At 42.4% G+C, this 15834-nt stretch carries 10 protein-coding genes; 8 read left to right on the top strand and 2 right to left on the bottom strand.

The genetic code is table 11. The features are described from left to right. The 6 genes from VB740_RS31865 to VB740_RS31840 form a co-directional block, all read left to right on the top strand. Positions 1-2557 (top strand): CHAT domain-containing protein (locus tag VB740_RS31865; RefSeq protein WP_323203826.1); only part of this gene is annotated, 2557 nt, incomplete at its 5' end. A 289-nt stretch (positions 2558-2846) separates the two neighbouring features. After that, positions 2847-5975 carry a TIR domain-containing protein gene (locus VB740_RS31860; protein ID WP_323203825.1) on the top strand — a complete coding sequence of 1043 codons (3129 nt, stop codon included), beginning with the start codon at positions 2847-2849 and terminating at the stop codon, positions 5973-5975. 35 nt (positions 5976-6010) lie between these two features. Continuing rightward, positions 6011-6808: a DUF928 domain-containing protein gene (locus VB740_RS31855; protein ID WP_323203824.1), complete on the top strand. Its 798-nt coding sequence runs from the start codon at positions 6011-6013 to the stop codon at positions 6806-6808. A gap of 192 nt (positions 6809-7000) precedes the next feature. Beyond that, positions 7001-8404: a DUF4231 domain-containing protein gene (locus VB740_RS31850; RefSeq protein ID WP_323203823.1), complete on the top strand. Its 1404-nt coding sequence runs from the start codon at positions 7001-7003 to the stop codon at positions 8402-8404. A gap of 104 nt (positions 8405-8508) precedes the next feature. Continuing rightward, a complete protein-coding gene (locus VB740_RS31845; protein ID WP_323203822.1) occupies positions 8509-8844 on the top strand; it encodes a hypothetical protein in 336 nt (111 codons plus the stop codon). Positions 8845-8989: 145 nt separating this feature from the next. Then, the gene (locus VB740_RS31840) at positions 8990-10333 is read left to right on the top strand and encodes a hypothetical protein (protein ID WP_323203821.1); all 1344 of its coding nucleotides are present in this window, start codon (positions 8990-8992) and stop codon (positions 10331-10333) included. Between the two features lie 368 nt (positions 10334-10701). Here the strand turns inward: VB740_RS31840 and VB740_RS31835 are convergent, their stop codons facing one another. Together VB740_RS31835 and hppD are read right to left on the bottom strand one after the other, a co-directional pair. After that, on the bottom strand, positions 10702-11859 hold the full coding sequence (locus VB740_RS31835) for a homogentisate 1,2-dioxygenase (protein ID WP_323203820.1): 1158 nt from the start codon (positions 11857-11859) through the stop codon (positions 10702-10704). Positions 11860-11914: 55 nt separating this feature from the next. Beyond that, positions 11915-13003 (bottom strand): 4-hydroxyphenylpyruvate dioxygenase, encoded by a 1089-nt coding sequence (gene hppD / locus VB740_RS31830; protein WP_323203819.1) that lies wholly within the window; start codon positions 13001-13003, stop codon positions 11915-11917. A gap of 465 nt (positions 13004-13468) precedes the next feature. Here hppD and VB740_RS31825 point away from each other — a divergent pair, with 465 nt between their 5' ends. Both VB740_RS31825 and fahA read left to right on the top strand, forming a co-directional pair. After that, positions 13469-14356 (top strand): hypothetical protein, encoded by an 888-nt coding sequence (locus VB740_RS31825; RefSeq protein WP_323203818.1) that lies wholly within the window; start codon positions 13469-13471, stop codon positions 14354-14356. Further along, positions 14353-15684, top strand: coding sequence for a fumarylacetoacetase (gene fahA / locus VB740_RS31820; protein ID WP_323203817.1), 1332 nt, complete (start codon positions 14353-14355; stop codon positions 15682-15684). The genes VB740_RS31825 and fahA overlap by 4 nt, the downstream gene beginning before the upstream one ends. Positions 15685-15834 lie beyond the last annotated feature (150 nt).

Here is a 15834-nt window from a genome sequence, read left to right as displayed (position 1 = left end):
TTCTTGCTCCCCTTCCCTTGTAGGGAAGGGGCTGGGGGTTAGGTTTGAGAGAAAGTTGCACACCGCATTTAGTAAAATTTCTCAAGAGGAAGAAGCTAAAAATCTTTATGCGGCAGGTCGATTTGCAGAAGCAGCGAAGCTATTACAACAAGTTCTGCCAGCCTATCAAAACAGTGGCGATAGAGTGGCAGAGGTGGCAATTTTAAGTAATTTGGCGCTCAACTTTCACCAACTAGGCCGCATTCCTGAAGCAACTCAGACAATTGATCAAGCGATCGCTATTCTACAGAAAACTCCCAATTCACCACAACGGTTGCCAGTTTGGGCGCAAGTTTGGGATGTCAAAGGTAGTTTGGAATTAGCACAGGGCAAAGCGGAAGCAGCTTTGTCATCTTGGGAAACAGCCGCCTCATTGTATCAACAATTAAAAGACACCAATAGAGCTACCCTCGCCCAAATTAATCAAGCACAGGCATTGCAGACATTGGGACTCTATCGACGAGAGATTTCTATCCTCCAGAATTTGACAACATCTCTGGCAAAACAACCAGACTCGCTTGCTAAGGCGGCTAGTTTTCGCAACTTGGGTGAGGCTCTAATGCTTGCAGGCGATCTCAAACAGGCAGAAGCAAATTTACAAATCAGTCTGAAGATTGCCCAACAACTGCAATCGCCAGAAACTACTGCTACAGTTTACCTGAGTTTGGGTAATCTCGCTGGCATTCAAGCTAACAGCAAACAACAAAAAAATACTGCTCTCAATTATTACGAGAAAGCAGCTGTTTCATCAACTACTGCAACTACTAAAATCCCAGCCCAACTGAACCGATTACACTTGTTGATCGAGTTAGAGCAGTGGGACGCAGCTCAAGCATTGTATCCCGAAATCCAAAGTCAAATTACTAACCTGCCTCTTGGCCGTTCTGCTATTTACGCTCAGGTAAATTTGGCTCAAAGCCTTCTAGAGCTAAGGATGAAATTCCCCAATCCTAGCCCCGAAACAATTGCTAAAATCCTGGCTGTGGCACGTCAGCAAGCCCAGCAATTGCAAGATGTTCGGGCAGAGTCTTTTGTATTAGGTAATCTTGGGCACTTATATGAGTTATCTCAGCAATGGTCTATAGCCCAAGATTTGACCCGACAAGCCCTGAATTTGTCGGAGTCGATTCAAGCACCAGATATTGCTTATCGTTGGCAATGGCAACTTGGGCGCGTTCTTTGCCAAGGTAAAAGCCAGTGCGACAATCAGGGGAATATTACAGGAGCGATCGCTGCATATACAGAAGCATTTAATACTCTACAAAACATCCGTAGCGATTTGATGGCTACGAATAAAAATGTGCAGTTTTCTTTTCGTGAAACTGTAGAGCCTGTATATCGCAGTTTAGTAGATTTGTTACTCCAATCCTCAGCAACGAGTCAAGACAACTTGATGCAAGCTCGTAATGTAATTGAAGCGCTACAAGTGGCGAAATTGCAAAACTATTTGCAGCAAGCTTGTGAAGATACTAAATTAGAACTTGACAAGGTGATTAACTCCAAAGACCAAACATCTGCAATTATCTATGCAATTATTTTGGACGACCGTGTACAAGTTATCCTCAAGCGACCTAATAAACAACTTGATCATTATGCGACCCAGCCCAAAGAGAAAATTCAGCAAGTTGTAAGCCGATTGTATGAAAATCTGCAAGAAGTCGGTAGTTATGAAGAAGTGCAACAGGATGGTCAAGAAGTTTATAACTGGCTGATTCAACCATTAGAAAAAGAGCTAAAAGACAGCAAAATAAAAAATTTGATTTTTGTCTTAGATGGCCCTTTACGAAAAATTCCGATGGCTAGCCTTTATGATGGCCAGCAGTATCTAGTAGAAAAATATTCTGTCTCCTTAGCTTTGGGTTTACAAGTGCGTGAACCAATGCCTTTAGACAGATTAAAGATGAAAGTTTTAGCTGCCAGCTTGACTGAACCACCAAATAAAAAAGAATTTTCCGGCTTTTCTCGATTAGCAAATGTTGACCAAGAAGTGAGGGAAATCAAGAATACGGGAATAGTGGTTAATTGGATTGCTGACAAAGAATTTACCACGAAAAAATTTAATCAAAAGCTGAATAATTCTAATTTTGAGATAGTACACTTAGCAACCCACGGTCTATTTGGTGCAGATCGAGAAAATACTTTTGTGGTGACAGCAGATGGAAAGTTGAAGATAGATGATTTTGATCAATTGTTTCTTACCCAAAAGCAAAACCATACTCATAGAATTGAGCTATTGATTCTTAGCGCTTGTCAAACAGCTACAGGTAACGACCAAGAAGTGATGGGTATTGCTGGAACTACAGTACAAGCAGGTGCTAGTAGTGCGATCGCTAGCTTGTGGGATCTAGACGATGAAGCAAGCGTTCCATTCATTAAAGAATTTTACCAACATTTAGGACAACCCAACGTCAGTAGAGCCGAAGCACTTCGTTTAGCACAGCAATCTCTACTCAAAAATCCAAAATACGATCATCCTCGTTACTGGGCACCCTATGTTTTAGTTGGTAGTTGGCTTTGATGCCAATCTCAAGAAATTATGTATTAAATTTATACTTTTGCACCTTTTTTAAGTGTTATCACTAAGGATAAACGCGCCTTGTCTTTTTATAATGTATTATTTGCGATCAGTGATAATGGCGATCGCCATTAAATACGGTTCGGATAAAATTTTTTGATGAAAATCATAGATCACAAAGACGCGATAAATCGTCCTTTGTAGAGACGGCGATTTATCGCGTCTCTTGCCTTAACCGAACCGTATCGCCATTGACTAAGGTTATTTCCGAAAATGAGCATTAATATTTAATATGAATAACTTTAAAAGTGCATTTATCTCTTATGGAAGAGCAGATAGCAAAGCCTTTGCCACTAAGTTACATGAGCGACTTGTAGAAGCAGGGCTAGAAATTTGGTTTGACCAAAATGATATTCCTTTAGGTGTTGACTTCCAGAACCAAATAGATGATGGAATTGAGAAATCAGATAATTTTGTTTTTATCATTGCGCCTCACTCAATCAACTCCCCCTATTGTGGTAAAGAAATAGAGTTAGCACTCCGCCGTAATAAACGTATTATTCCCTTGCTGCACGTCGAGCAAATTACTCAAGAAATTTGGCAGCAACGCAATCCTGGACGTGAACTTAGTGATTGGGAACAATATAAAACCAAGGGATTACATTCCAGTTTTCCCAATATGCACCCAGCCATTGGCAAGATTAACTGGGTATACTTCCGTGAAGGTATAGATGACTTTGAAAAATCCTTTGCGGGACTGCTAGAGCTATTTTCCCGCCATCAGGACTATGTACAGCAACACACCTACTTTTTAGCCAAAGCCTTAGAGTGGGAACAAAAACAACAACAGTCACAATACTTGTTAATTGGTGAAGAACGGATACAGGCTGAAAACTGGCTAAAAATTAGGTTTAGAAATGAGCAACCGCCCTGTGAACCAACGGATTTACACTGTGCTTTTATTTGTCAGAGTATCAAGAATGCTAACAACCTGATGACTCAGGTGTTCCTCTCCTACTCAGAAAAAGAGAGGACATTGATGGAGAGAATTGCTAACATCTTGATGCGTGAAAGCTTCACGGTTTGGACAAACAAAACAGATATTCAGTCGGGAGCGGATTTTGCCGAGTCAATTAATCGAGGTATTGAGGAAGCTGATAATGTGGTTTTTCTCATGTCGGCGGCCTCTTTACAATCACAATACTGTCAAATGGAACTGTCTCATGCTTTTTCTATTAAGAAGCGGGTCATTCCTTTGTTAATTGAACAAGTTGATCTAGAACAGATTTCTGTTGAACTACGTACTTTACAGTTTATCGAGTTTACAGAGCAAAAACAGGAGGGAAATAAACTAATTAATGTGCTGTCTCAAGATGCAGCTTACTATGAACAGCATAAAATTTTATTAGTAAAAGCTCTGAAGTGGGAACGACAAAAACGCAATTCTAGTATTCTATTGCGAGGTCACAATCTTCGGAATGCGGAGGCATGGTTAAAGGTAGCTAAACAAAAAACACAACATCCGCCCACGCCTTTGCAAGCAGAATTCATCACTGAAAGCCTTAAGCAACCGCCAGAGGCGGCGTTGGATGTATTTATTTGCTACTCTCGTGCTGATTCTGACTTTGCCCGCAAGCTCAACGATACGCTGCAAATTCAAAACAAGACTACCTGGTTTGACCAAGAAAGTATAGCCTCTGGTAATGACTTTGAGCAAGAGATTTACCGAGGGATAGAAAGCGCCAACAACTTCTTATTTATTATTTCGCCCACCTCTATTAGTTCATCCTACTGCGCGGCTGAGGTAGAGTACGCCATGAAGTTGCATAAGCGAATCGTTACCGTTTTGTATCGGGAAATCGGCATTGCAGATATTCATCCAGGGTTAGCAAAAGTACAATGGATTGATTTTTGCAAGCATGGCACAGACTTTCTGACTAAATTTGGGGAACTAACTAGAACACTAGACTCAGATCCAGATTATGTGCGATCGCACACTCGCATTTTCCTTAAGGCGAAGGAATGGGAGGATCACAAACGTGATGATAGTTTCTTGCTGCGGGGTAAAGATTTGGTATCCTCCGAACAATGGTTAAAGGACTCTGCTCATAAACAACCAGCCCCCACTAATCTACAACTAGAGTATCTTACTGCTAGTCGCGCTCTCCCTTATCGGAAAATTAAGCCCCGCAGTGTTTTGCTGACTAGCTTGGCTGTGACAACGGTGATGTTCATTGGTAGGTTTATCGGATTAACCCAGCCATTAGAACTAGCAACTTATGACCAGATGATGTTGTTACGTCCTGATGAACCAAAGGATGAACGATTTTTAATGGTTGATGTCGATCCAGAAAGTCTTGAGAAGTTGAACGAAGACGGGAGGTATCCAGGTGGTAGAGGTTCTATTCCTGATGCGGCTTTAGACGATTTACTAAAAGTTCTTTCCCAGCATCAACCCAGTGTAATTGGGCTGGATTTTGTGCGTGATTTTTCTGCCGAAGGTAGTTTAAAGGAGCATTTACAGCAAACTACAAACTTCATTTCGGTCTGTAAAAACAGTTATAAAAATGATTTGGGTGAAAACATTCGTGGTTTTAAACATGCGCCAGAAGTTCCTTTAGAGCGAGTTGGATTTAGTGACTTGGTTGATGATACTAAAGGTGGTCGTTTTGTGCGCCGACAATACTTGATGCAAAAGCCAGATCCGAAATATTGCAATACACCGGAAGCTTTTAGTTTAGTAATTGCTCGTCGCTATCTAGAAGCACAGGGTCAACACTTCACCTCTCCTCTAGATATAAATAGCAAAAAATATGTACAGGATATGCAATTTGGTAAAACTGTAATTCCCCAACTGCTGGGAAATGGAGGTGGATACCAAGATATGAATAACCAGCTTGCAGGCTATCAAACGATGCTTAAATATCGTGTCTCTGGAGGCGATCCTAATAATTTTGCCCCTAGAGTCAGTATTTTAAAAGTTTTGAACAAACAGGTTTCTGCTGAACAAATTAGAAATCGGATTGTACTGATTGGCTTTACTGATAGGCAATCCAAACAAGCTGATTACTGGAGTACACCCTATGGCGATGTTTCAGGAGTAACATTACATGGGCAAATGATCAGCCAGATCCTCAGCGCAACTTTAGATAATCGCCCGCTTATCGGATGGTGGTCTTTTGGTTATGAAACACTCTGGATGTTTGGCTGGGCTTTAGTTGGTGGTATCGTCTGTTGGCGATTTAACCGTACTCTCTATACAAGTATGGCGGTAGTAGGTTCTATTGCTTGTTTATACATTAGTTGCTATGTGTTTTTAGTTCAGCAAAGTGCTTGGATACCTTTTACACCAATAGTTATGGTTTTGCTTGGCACTGGGGGAACGGTATTATACTTAACCAATAGACTCCGTAAAAGTTAACCTAACAAATCAACAAACAAAGAGGTGATTGAAAAATGATCCGTCAACGATTATCGCCCTGGCGACGAACTGTTTTCATCTGCGCTCTGACAACTGTTTTTTCTTTTAGTTTTCTGTCGCCTATTTTTATTCAGCAAGCCCAAGCCCAGAATATTTTTGATCGTATTGGGCGGATGTTCAATAATTCCAGAGGCGAGGGAAATGCGTCTGGACGTTCACGAGGGGGGGCGACGCGATCGCAATGCTCTCAAATAGATAGCAAAAACCTAATTGCGTTAGTTCCAAACAGCACTGAAGGTTTAACCACTCAGGAGTATCCTCAATTCTGGTTTTATTTACCCTTTGGTGGATCTTCTCAGTCACCTCCAGCCAAATTTAGGTTATTAAATGAACAGAAAAAGTCTGTTTTAACAAAGCCACTGTTGTTATCTTTACCAGAAAAAAAAGGTATTGCCAGCATCAGCCTTCCCTCTACCGAAAAACCACTATTGATTGGACAAAGATACCATTGGTACTTCAATATTACTTGTGTGAATGATATGGGAATGAACACAAAGATTAGTGTAGATGGTTGGATTAAAAGAGTTGAAGCGACTTCTGGGCTATTACAGCAAATTAAGCATATAGGACATCAACAACAGTACGTTCCTTATGTGGAAAATAATATTTGGTATGAAGCTGTTAGTCAACTTGCCAAAAGCCGCGTTCCTCATCAGCAAGAGTGGGCTAATTTCCTATCACTTTTCAAACTTGAAGAATTAGCAAACTCTCCTATTTATGAACTCAAACTTCAAGCTGATATTCCGGACCAGGAACTGTCACAAAAGAAATGATAGGGAATTTTAGGGCTAGTTTTTGATTAAAGACCAACAACTCTTATTTTTAGGCTTTAAAGAGTCAACAATGGCAAAAAAAAGATCCATATTAAGAATTTTTAAAGCAAGAGCGCTAAGTGCGGAATTTACTGATGAGCAAGCAAAATTTTTATGTAAGTATAGCTAGAAGCTTTTGAGAAATTTAAAACTATGGCTAACAAAAAAGACTATAGAGAGTACCTTAAACAGACCTTCTGTGGACTGATTGACCAACTCGACTTGTCAGACTTGCGAAAAGACTTTCTGAAAAATCGCTGGCTCGATCAAGTCATGTGGCTGGAGGGACGAGCCACCAAAGAACGCAATGCTCATCACAACCTCAGAATGATTACCATCATTGGCGGGGTAATTGTCCCGGCACTAATTGGTTTTCAGAAGGGGAACCAGAAGTGGCAGGAAATTGTTGGCTGGTCGGCTTTCGGTTTAAGTCAGGTAGTAGCCGTTTCTGCTGCGGTTGAAGAGTTTTTTGGTCATGGTGAGAAGTACCGCAGCTATCGTAATACTGCCGAAGGCTTGAAAATTGAGGGGTGGCAGTTTTTCCAAATGGCTGGCCCCTATCGTCAATTTAATGCCCACTCTGATGCCTACACCATTTTTGCTGAACGCGTCGAACAGTATATTCAGCAAGACTTACAGGGCTTTATTTCCCAGTTAACAGAACGACAAGAGGGAAGCAATAAGCAGACACAAGAAACAGTCACAAAGAATACTGAACTTGCCCTAGAAAAGCTTAACGAGCAGTTGCAGTTACGGGCACAGTATGAAGCCCAACTTAAGGAACTAGAAGCCGAGAAGCAGCGTGTCCAAGCCGAAAGGCAGCAGTTGGAAAAAGAGAGCGATGGCGAAAAACCAGCACTTCTGGTAGCCCAAGTGGACTCAGATAAGCAACCTGATTTAAGTCCTGTTGGTAATTTATCGCAAGAGGACGAAGAAGATCGTGACAGTACCAGCCTAAACGCTAATTCAGTACAGTATCTCAGTGCTAACGAGATTCTGGTTAAGATTAAGAGCAATCCTATAAGCAGGAACGTTACAGCAACAAACCAGCTCACCGAAACTAAACAAGTCTCCACAAGTCTACCTATGTGTGGAGTTGAGCTAATTAAAAAGTTTGAAGGTTGCTATCTTAATGCATACAAAGATCCTTTAAGTGGAGGGCTACCAATCACAATTGGCTGGGGTACGACCAGGAAACGTGACGGTAGTCCGTGGTACATGGGAGACAGTATTTCTCAACAACAAGCTGATGATCTGTTGATTTATCAGTTGGAAACAAGCTACTTACCCGATTTAATGAAAATACCTTGCTGGGGCGAACTCAACCCTCACCAACAAGGTGCCTTACTCAGCTTTGGCTACAACTTGGGCAGTAAATTTTACGGTGCTTCTAATTTTGAGTCAATGACTAGAGTCTTAAAGAATAAGGATTGGGCTAGTATCCGCGAAACTTTCATCAAGTATCGCAATCCTGGATCAAATGTTGAGCAAGGACTTAAGAGACGAAGAGAAGCTGAAGCTGAACTATTCCTGAAACCCTTACCCCTAAAGGTTTAGCATTTAAAGTTTGAGGAATTAAGTCAGCGCAAGCAGCAGTAGAGAATCACAATTAATCTGCTTCAGTAGATAGAATTTGAAGGCACTCACCGCAAAACACAATTATGATTCGTAACAGCAAAAAGTATTCGATCAATGTGGACAAAATGGGGCAAGATGTTGCGATTAGCATTTCTTTGGAAATAGAAATGAGTCCTGAACTAATCGATCTGGTGTTGCGTGACTTAAGAAGCGATGCCAGAGACTTTAATGAAGCCCGCATCCTAACTGAAATCATCCGCGACCCTATAATCATCTCTAGCCTCTGCCAACACATAGAAGAGGTTAAAAATCAAGACATTAGATATAAAGAAACTCCGCATGAAGACATGAATAATCAACAGCTAACAAATCCAAACTGGAGCTTGAACACAGCAAACTATACTTCAAACGGCTCATAGCTGGACTTTTTAAAAGCGAATGCAAGTGCCGGGTGTTCAAGCTTTTGACGATTATTGAAAAGTAAAGCTCCAAGCCTTTTTTTGGCTAACAAAATTTTGCCGTTTCTTACTTATCTATGAACAGTTACAAGTAAACATCATACAAATGGCTAATATTGTATCTATTGAAGAAAAATATACAGAACTATGGCAAGGCTGCAAGGTGCAATCAAATCTTTTGCCAGAGTTAGAAAAAATTGCTGAGAAGCTGTATTACGATCGCGGCTTTTACGAGAAAATCGAGTGGTACTATCCCAACTTACCTTGGTATTGGGCAGGAATCTTACACGCTAAGACGGATTTCCAGGATTCTACAGAATTCTTCGAGCAAATCACGCACAAGCTAACTAAGATTAAGGGCGAACAGATACCAGCCAAGCTCTCAGCTCGCTTACTCGCCTTCGATCTGTGCAACGACCTCCAGGGCAAAGATAGCCAGGGAATTACGCCGTTTGTTTGGGCTGGGACTAATCACACCAAGACTATTGATTCGGCTGCTGGTTGTGCGGCAATTTTGTACTTTCTGCAAGCGATAGGACTCAAAGATGACCAGACTGAGCAGGGGCAGTTTAATCTCAAAGTGACTTCTGACTCGGTGTTTAAAAGCTGTTCATTGCCCTCCAACAAGCTCGATGCATCGGAAAAAACTAGTGTCAAAGCGGGGAAACAGTTGGAAATTACCGAGGTGGCGATCGCAGATGCTCAACATCTCCGAGTTATGCTCAAGGTTCCAGTCCTGAATCGGCACATTTGGTTTATCTATGGTGGGCATATCCAGATTGACGGCTGCAAAATCGCAACAGTCCCAACCAAGCCTAAAACTCTAGAAGAGAAAATCGTTGCCTATTGCCAGAAGAAGGGCTACAAAATTGACAAAGAACTTGGATACAAGAATATTATCTACATCGAAGGCATGAATCCAGACGGAACGCTCAATGACAACGCCCTCAATGTGTGGAACGACCTCCGCATCGTGATTGAGTTTAAAGACGGCAAGCCTAAAATGATTGGCTGTTGGGAAGCCACAACAAATCCAGGTAAGTACTATACGTATAATCCTTTGAACTCCAAAGGTGCGGCGATTATCGCCTTCGGGCAATACACCGCATGGCAGGTAGGAACCCACGGACAGGCTTCTCCCCATGAAGCTCTTGTGCAAACTGGTGGTTCGGTCACTGTCCATCGTGATGCAAATCGGTCAGGCACTCGCGATAAAGGTGACTCCATTGACTCAGGGCATTTTGGCATTAACCAACATTGGGGAGGTGATAATCCTAAGTCCGACGTAGGAAGATGGAGCGCTGGCTGTCAAGTAGGTAGGACAAAACAGGGACATCGCGAGTTCATGACTATCGTTAAGTCAGACCCACGCTACCAAGCTAACCGTAGTTTCATCTTCACTAGTACCATTATTGACGGCAAAGACCTCCTAGCACAGTTCCCTGCATGAATTACGAAAACAATTGCAAACTCCTTAAACCAGGAGTCTTTGGGCTTTTCTTAGTGCCATTCCTATAAAACCAGTAACAAGATTTGTCCTCATTGTAGTAAATCGCTATACAAACTATCCCAAAAAACGGCGATCGCTTCTAGAATCTCCCATCCTCCTTGAAAGAATTTGGTTCGATCAAAGTTGGGATTGAAGTAAACCTCCTCTAATTCCTCAAGGGTGTGTGCAGCGTGCTGCGCCTCGACACGCTTAACTTATATAGCAACCCGTATAGGAGATCCAAACAAACCTATTGCCTATTGCCTATTGCCTATTGCCTATTGCCTATTGCCTATTGCCTATTCCCTATTCCCTATTCCCTCCCAGCCTTACCCAAGCCAACTGTAAACATAATTTTTGTCTTCCAAAGCAATCGCATTCGTCGTCAGTCTTAATGGTCGAAAAGTATCAATCATCACAGCCAGTTCGTTAGTTCGTTCTTTGCCAATCGACCCTTCGTACATCCCTGGGTGTGGGCCATGAGGAATGCCACTAGGATGTAAGGTAATCGAGCTTCGCTCAATTCCTTTGCGAGACATAAATTTCCCCTCAACGTAGTAGATAACCTCATCGGAATCGACATTAGAGTGATTGTATGGGGCTGGAATTGCCTGGGGATGATAGTCAAACATTCGCGGTACAAAGGAACACAAGACGAATCCAGGGCCATCAAAGGTTTGATGCACGGGTGGTGGCTGGTGTATTTTGCCTGTAATTGGCTCAAAGTCTTCAATATTGAATGCAAATGGCCAAAGATGCCCATCCCAGCCAACTACATCCAGAGGATGATGGTTATATAAGTAACGACTAAACCCACCACGAGCTTTGAGTAATACCTCAAACTCTCCTTCTTCATCGTGAGTAATCAGTGCTGATGGCGGACGAATATCCCGCTCGCAATAAGGTGCGTGTTCGAGGAATTGACCGTACTGATTGAGATAGCGTTTGGGTGGCTCAATATGCCCGTATGCTTCGACTACAAGCATTCGTTGCTCTACTCCTTCATCTGGCAAAATGCGCCAAACAACCCCAGTCGGAATAACCAGATAATCTCCCGGCTTATAGCGGATTATTCCATACTGACTTTCTAGTACACCAATACCTTCATGAATGAAAATCACTTCATCGCCATGTGCAAAACGATACCAATATTGCATAGATGCTGTAGGCACAGCTACAGAAATACAGACATCTGCATTGGCTAATAAAGGAATCCGAGATGCAATGGCATCGCCTTGAGCAGCTAGAGTTGCTGTACGCAAATGACGGTGGCTTAGGGGAACCGATTCTTCATAAGATATATCTCTTTTGCTCTCCAACAAAATTTTCTGGATTTGAGTAGGTGGATGCAGGTGGTAAAGCAGGGATTGAATACCCGAAAAACCACGAGTTCCCATCAGTTCTTCGTGATATAAAGAACCATCGGTTTGGTGAAATTGAGTGTGGCGTTTATGAGGAATATTTCCCAATTTGTAGTAATAGGTCATGGTTTTACCCCGCTTGTTTGGGTTTACCGTAGCTCCTTCTTGAAAACGGCATTATCTAAAGATTTCCTCGCCGCGCTTGCTCGCGCTCAATTGCTTCAAACAAAGCTTTGAAATTTCCCTCACCAAAGCCTTGGCAGCCATGTCGCTCAATTACCTCAAAGAACAGTGTTGGTCGATCTTCTACAGGCTGAGTGAAAATTTGTAACAAATAACCATCGCGATCGCAATCTACAAGGATTCCTAGTTCTGCTAGTTTATCCAGCGGCTCTTCGATTTTCCCTACCCGCTCTTCTATGTTCTCGTAGTAGTTTGTAGGAACTTTGAGAAACTCAACCCCTGATGCTCTAAGTCGGGAAACAGTCTCGATAATGTTGCTGGTTGCACAGGCGACGTGTTGAATTCCAAGACCCTGATTATATTCTAAATATTCTTCAATTTGAGACTTCCGTTGGCCTTGGGCTGGCTCATTGATTGGCAATTTGATTTTGCCTGTGCTGTCTTGCATCACTTTGGACATCAAGGCAGAGTATTCTGTGGAAATAGTTTGATCGTCAAAGTGTACTAATAACTCGAAACCCATAGTATCAGCGAAAAACTTAGCCCATCGCTCCATACCACCCAGTTCGACATTCCCAACTACATGGTCAATGTTAGTTAAACCGACTCCCTTCCCTTTAGCTGAGTTTCGAGGCTGAAAACTAGGTGCAAAAACTCCAGTGTAATGACTGCGCTCAACGAACTTGAGCAAAATATCGCCATAGATGTGAATAGCCGCGTAGCGAATTATTCCATATTCATCTTTTTCTTCAGTGGGAGGAATTGCACCTACTGCACCCCGCGCGGTTGATTCCTGGTAGGCACTGGCAGCATTTGGAACTTCCAGGGCAATGACAGCTATGCTATCGCCGTGCTGAAGTACACTTTTACAGATGGGATGATTTGGATTCAAGCCACTACTCAAGACAAAGCGAATTTCTCCTTGCTCCATAACATAGGAAGCTGTTTTGCGATCGCCCGTTTCTAAACCCCGGTAAGCTGTATTGGTAAAACCGAAAGCTTGGGAGTAAAACAGTGCTGCTTGCCTGGCGTTACCTACATAGAATTCAAGGTGGTCGAATCGTTGAATCGGAAAAAAACTATTCACGGTAATTCCTCCTTTCGGGAACTACAGTTATTAGTAGGAGGGAAGAACTAAAAGTAAAAGGGTGATATCAAGACAGTCTAATTATGCAATACAAAAATATTGCAGACATATTCGTATTTTGCGCCTATCCTGCGATTTCTGCTTTGCAGTACTTGTCTAATGCGCTTTTACGTAAATTAATTTTTCACCTGTTTTAAGTATAGATATGTCAACAGTAAAATTTATAAGTATGTAACTAAAAATTAATCAGAGCAATTAAATCAGTAAACAGTAAACAGTAAACAGTTATCAGTTATCACTGTTTCAGTCGGGGTTAAATCCCCGACTGAAACACACCACTAGTTAGAAGTAGGGGACTCTGACTCCCAATTTATTAACTGATAACTGATAACTGTTGAGTTAAAGTTCTAGATTAACATCGGTTGATTCTGAGTTAGCATGATTTTAGTCAGGAGATTATCTCCAATGCTGGCATCGATAAAAACACTGTTCTCATCAATTGTTGACTATGCTGGACTGTTCCCACCAGCAAAACTCACTATGGAAGAGGCGATCGCCAATTATGCTCGCTATCAAACAGCTTGCCACCACTGGATGTTAGGTAATTTTGTACTACCAGTGTCGCGGATAAATGAGTTTGAACAACTGCTTTTAAAGTTGCCTATAGAAGCGAGTAAAACTAAACACTGGCGGCTCAGTGTTATTATCTCTCAAGAAGTGGAGTCGGCGATCGCCAAAATTCAAGCTCTAAATGATAACCCTAAAATAGCGATCGCCTCCCTAGAATTTCCGCCGCTTTCCCAGAGAGAAATTGATCAAGTATTTCCTTATCTTCCTGCTGACATTGAGGCGTTTTTTGAAATTCCTTATAGTGAGGACTTGACAGCATATTTAACTGTACTGCAACGCCCTGGTATATCGGCTAAAATTCGTACTGGTGGCTTGAGTGCCGAGGCGTTTCCTACAATTTCTCAACTTTATCGGTTTATTTTTGCTTGTGCCGAAGCTCAAGTTGGTTTTAAAGCAACCGCTGGACTGCATCATCCCCTACCAGGGAAGTATCCCTTAACATACGAGCCAGATAGCTCTAATGCGATGATGCACGGCTTTCTGAATGTAGCAGTCTTAGCAGCACTAGTTTATTGGCAGAAGATAACTGCACAAGAAGCCCTAGTAGTTCTTCAGGAGCCTACTCTCGAAAGTTTCCAAGTCTCAGCAGATAGCATCGTTTGGAAAGATCGCCGACTGGATATCTGGGAGCTACAAAAGGCTCGGCAAAGTTTCTTTCGTTGTTTTGGCTCTTGCTCATTTCAAGAACCCATAGAATCACTCAAGAATCTGAAACTGTTATGAGCCGTTTAATCGATCAAACCCACGATCCAAGTTTGCACAGTTGGGTAGAATCTGCCAATCAAAAAGATACCGATTTCCCGATTCAGAACTTACCTTTTGGCGTGTTTCGACATCGTAATGGTATCCGAAGCTCACGAATTGGGGTAGCGATCGGCGACCAAATTCTAGATTTGACATCATGTTACCACTCAAGACTGCTCCAAGAACTCCCCGAGCAGTTGCAAGCAGCTTGCACGGCTGCTAACTTAAATCCCTTGATGGCTTTAGGAAGTTGGGCTTCATCGGCGTTGCGTACTCATCTGAGCAAATTGCTGCGATGGAATGAACAAAAGCCTTCGTCAGAGGCAAAACTGCTAGTACCAATGGTGGAAGCAGAACTTTTATTACCTGCGGATATTGGCGATTATACTGATTTTTACGCTTCTATTTTTCATGCTACCAACGTTGGAAAACTATTCCGTCCTGACAATCCCTTACTCCCTAACTACAAATACCTTCCTATTGCCTACCACGGACGAGCCTCCTCCATTGTACCTAGTGGTACACCTATCAAGCGCCCCCAAGGTCAGCGAAAAGCTCTTGAAGATACTGTCCCTCATTTCGGTTCTTCTGTCTCTCTAGACTATGAAGTAGAGGTCGGCTTTCTAATTGGTGCTGGCAATCAACTAGGACACCCCATATCTATTGGCACCGCAGAGTCACACGTGTTTGGACTTTGCTTAGTCAATGACTGGTCAGCACGGGATATCCAAGCTTGGGAGTACCAGCCCTTGGGTCCCTTCCTCAGCAAGAGCTTTGCCACGACGATTTCTCCTTGGGTAGTAACTTTGGAAGCTCTGGCACCTTTCCGTTGTCCTGCTTTTGAACGTTCCCAGGAAGATCCGTTGCCCCTACCTTATCTGTCTGACTCAATTAATACCAGATTGGGTGGAATAGATATGATACTGGAAGTGCTACTTAATTCGGCACAGATGCGCGAGCAAGGGATAGAGCCATTTTCTATGAGCCATGCTTCTTTTAAACAAATGTACTGGACAATGGCTCAGATGATTGCTCACCACACTAGTAATGGTTGCAATCTCCGCCCTGGAGATTTGCTAGCTAGTGGAACAGTTTCTGGTACTGAATCAGGTTCTCAGGGATCTCTGCTAGAAATTACTAGGCGTGGTTCTCAGCCTATTAAACTAGCAACGGGTGAGATCCGAACTTTCCTGGCTGATGCAGACGAAGTTATTATTCGCGGATACTGTGAGAAAGAAAACTATGCCAAAGTCGGGTTCGGAGAGTGTCAAGGCATAGTTCTTGCTGCCGAATTGCCCAAAATCTAAGATGAGATCAAGGTTTCGAGATGATAAAGTTCTGCGCTAACAAATTTAGGTTATAGCAGAAAATAAATCAAGTTGTATTTATAGATCATGTGTAAGTGAAAAGAAGGGTGTAGGGGACAGGGTGTTGGGTGTAGGGAGTACGGCATTGGA

The sequence above is a fragment of the Nostoc sp. UHCC 0251 genome, from assembly GCF_034932245.1.
GTDB lineage: Bacteria > Cyanobacteriota > Cyanobacteriia > Cyanobacteriales > Nostocaceae > Nostoc.
Note: the sequence above shows the minus strand (reverse complement) of the source record. Positions and strands in the feature narration are given on the sequence as shown.